Below are 3205 nucleotides of genomic sequence, written 5' to 3' on the forward strand. Positions count from 1 at the left end.
GCTATTCCCAAACGTTGCTTCATTCCCTGGCTAAAAGTTTTTACTTTACTATTGGCCCTTTCAGCAAGGCCTACCATTTCCAATTGCTCCATTAATAATTGCCTCGTAACTTTTACGCCACTCATTTTAGCGAAAATGGAAAGGTTTTGATAAGCGGAAAGGTATTTATACAAATCTGGTTTTTCTATTACGGCTCCTGTTTGTTGTAATACTTCGCTGCGGTGTGTAAATAAATTCTTTCCAAAAATATTTATTTCGCCTGATGTTGGTTTTACAAGCGATAACAACATTCGTATAGTAGTTGATTTGCCTGCACCATTTTGCCCAAGAAAGCCATAAATATCCCCTTCATTAACTGTAAATGAAAGATCATCAACCGCCTTTAAGTTATTAAAATTTTTTGAAAGATGAGTAACACTTATAACTGCAGGCATAGTAATATATATGTGTAAAGGTAAAACGGATATTACAACTAATTGTTCGTAAAAGTAAAACAGCTTTTGAAAAAAAATTATTAAAAAATCTTGCACAGTTAAAAAAAATTATCTATGTTTATGGTGCTTACATCTCATAACCGTATTCTATTCTCAACCACAACCTCCCCAATAGATTAAATAAATTTTTATTGCTCCGCAGCAATCCGTAGACTATTATCTTCTGAAAAAGCACCGCTTTACTGCATCCACTATTTTGTGATTTAGCCGATGCCTGACTGTTCAGGTTTTCAACCTCTGTAAATTTAAAAATATAAATCACACAAGATGAAAAAGATTTTTACCCTTTCGTTTACATTATTAGCCTTAATCAGCGTAAATGCACAAGTTTGTACTACATCCGGATTTGATGTTTGCGATACTGATACGGGTGTTGTTTCCGATTTTAGAAATGCTGTACAAATTGCCGGCACAGGAGCTCCATTAACAGTGGGTGCAAAATACAAATTCAACAATGCCATACCCAGTTTATATCTGGATGCAGTAATATCTATTGATGCTATGGTAAATGCAACAATGGCTGGTGCTGCAAGCCCCAGTATTGATGATGATGGAGCAGCTGACGAAACGGGTATTGCCTCTTCTCAAATTGCTTTATTTGCTCCTCGTATTGCACCTAATCAAATTCTTTCATGCAGCAATAAAAGCGGGTATGTAGAATTTACAGTAAAATTTTATACTCATTACAGCGGCAATGCAATGCCAACACCAGGAACAGAAATGGCTGTATCCAACCTTAATTTTTTACATTTTGATATGGATGGCAGTATGCAGGGCAGCGATGGCTGGTTTAAAGAAATAGGATATGCAAAAATAAATGGCGCTGATCCTGTAAATTATGGCCCTGCTACATCAGAATTATTGAGCAGTGGTAATAATAACGGTTGGTTAATAACTACGGGCAGTACCAATGAAAGAAACGGTGTATCAAGATGTTCTGAGGTTATAGAAAAATCTGTTTATTTTTTCCCGCAATCAGCCATTACATTTAGAATGGGATATGATTACAAAGCACCTACTGCAAATTGCAGCAGCATCAGCATTCAGCCTGCAAGGCAATACGGATCAAGGTTTGGTTGTTTTAATCTGCCATCTGGCGGGCCGTTACCTGTTTCGCTGGTAAACCTTGCTGCTAATTATAATGCAGGAAAATCAAATATTACCTGGACAAGCCTGCAGGAGCATAACCTTGACAGTTATGAAATACAAAGAAGTTACGATGGAATAAATTTTGAAGTAGCTGGAAATGTAAAAGCAAATAATTTAACCTCATTACAGGAATATAAATTTACTGATAACCTGCCTGCCTTTAATTCAAAATATGTTTATTACAGGGTAAGAGTGGTAGATCTTGACTACAGCATGAAACTTACCAATACAGTTTCAATAAAAGTGGCCGACTGGAAAACTAACGAAATGATTATCGCTCCCAACCCCTCAAGCAGCGGTGCACAGATAAAAATAAAAACTGCTAAAGCGGCTACAGGTGATATTTCGGTTTTTGATGCTACAGGTAAATTGGTTTTAAAACAACAGGCAGCATTATTTGCCGGGAGTAACACTGTTAGCTTAAACAATATTACACAGCTACCTGAAGGCTATTATACTGTTCGTTTAATTACCAACACTGAAACGTTCAGTTCAAAATTATTAATATGGAAATAAAAAAATTGATTTATAACCAAGCACGGGTAAAAGCCTTTTCTCTAAATATGGAAAGAGCTATTTTATTGCCCGTCGGGGTTCATATAAGATTGCAATGCTTTTACATAATCTTCAAATGCATCAATTCCCTTTGCTGTAATTTTACAAATTGTTTGCGGATAATTTTTACTGAATTGTTTGGTTACTTCTATATACCCTGCATCTTTTAATTTATTTATCTGCACACTTAAATTACCTGCAGTGGAGTTTGTTTTTTCTTTTAAAAAAGTAAACTCTGCTTCTTTAACACTTATCAGTAAACTGATAACTGCTAAACGCAATTGAGAATGTAATATGGGATCCAGTTCTTTAAACATTACCCTTTCTCTTCTTTATGAATTGACTTCTTAAAATAATGCCGGGTATTAACCATGCTGCTGTTGCAGCAATTGCCGTTAACAGCATATCCCATTCTATTTTTGTATAAATAGAAATCACACAACATATCCAGCAAACAATACCGCCGTAAAACATGGGTCTCATATTTCTGCATGATCCCGTAATAATAGTTGGTATACCATAAAGTAGCAGGAAGAAAGAGGAAGTGAAACTGCTGTAATTATATTCGGGCCTGTATCCTTTAACATCAATATAAGTTTGAAAAACAGGGTTTAATTGCTTAATAATATTTGCATTAATAAAAATTAATAAAAAAATAGAAATGCCAAAACAAATCCAAACGTAATCAATCATTTTGTCATCATATCCTTTTACTTTATTTAACCGGTTACCCTTAGCCGCTATAAAAATTTGAGGTACTATTGCTATAAGAGTTAAAAACCAAATATCAAAAGGCAGATCAAATTGATATTTAATTTTAAAAAAAGTTACCAGGCTGCAAACTGAAATTACAGTACCCCATAATATCGGGCCAACACCCGAATCGAGATAACTGTTTTTTGCTTTATTAATCATCTGGCTGATTAACTGAAGACTTTCCTGTTCTGTCATTTTGTTTTCTTCCATAATCAGTTGTTTTGTTGATTATATTTTTTCCGCATTAAATA

The 3205-nt window shown here is 34.7% G+C and carries 4 protein-coding genes; 1 reads left to right on the forward strand and 3 read right to left on the reverse strand.

The window, feature by feature from the left end; all coding sequences use genetic code 11:
* Positions 1–434, reverse strand: a 434-nt coding sequence (locus ACY65O_RS03360) for an ABC transporter ATP-binding protein (protein WP_462219437.1), incomplete at its 3' end; no start/stop codon positions are given.
* A gap of 327 nt (positions 435–761) precedes the next feature.
* Here ACY65O_RS03360 and ACY65O_RS03365 point away from each other — a divergent pair.
* On the forward strand, positions 762–2159 hold the full coding sequence (locus ACY65O_RS03365) for a T9SS type A sorting domain-containing protein (RefSeq protein WP_462219438.1): 1398 nt from the start codon (positions 762–764) through the stop codon (positions 2157–2159).
* Positions 2160–2221: 62 nt separating this feature from the next.
* Here ACY65O_RS03365 and ACY65O_RS03370 read toward each other — a convergent pair whose 3' ends face one another.
* Entirely contained in the window at positions 2222–2515 is a 294-nt protein-coding gene (locus ACY65O_RS03370; RefSeq protein ID WP_462219439.1) for a winged helix-turn-helix domain-containing protein, read from the reverse strand.
* Positions 2508–3164, reverse strand: coding sequence for a hypothetical protein (locus ACY65O_RS03375; RefSeq protein WP_462219440.1), 657 nt, complete (start codon positions 3162–3164; stop codon positions 2508–2510). The genes ACY65O_RS03370 and ACY65O_RS03375 overlap by 8 nt, the downstream gene beginning before the upstream one ends.
* Positions 3165–3205 lie beyond the last annotated feature (41 nt).

This window comes from Ferruginibacter sp. (genome assembly GCF_031430955.1).
Taxonomy (GTDB): domain Bacteria; phylum Bacteroidota; class Bacteroidia; order Chitinophagales; family Chitinophagaceae; genus Ferruginibacter.

Coding starts and splice junctions, on each gene's coding strand:
- ACY65O_RS03365 (WP_462219438.1), top strand. CDS start 762: ATGAAAAAGATTTTTACCCTTTCGTTTACATTATTAGCCTTAATCAGC.
- ACY65O_RS03370 (WP_462219439.1), bottom strand. CDS start 2,515: ATGTTTAAAGAACTGGATCCCATATTACATTCTCAATTGCGTTTAGCA.
- ACY65O_RS03375 (WP_462219440.1), bottom strand. CDS start 3,164: ATGGAAGAAAACAAAATGACAGAACAGGAAAGTCTTCAGTTAATCAGC.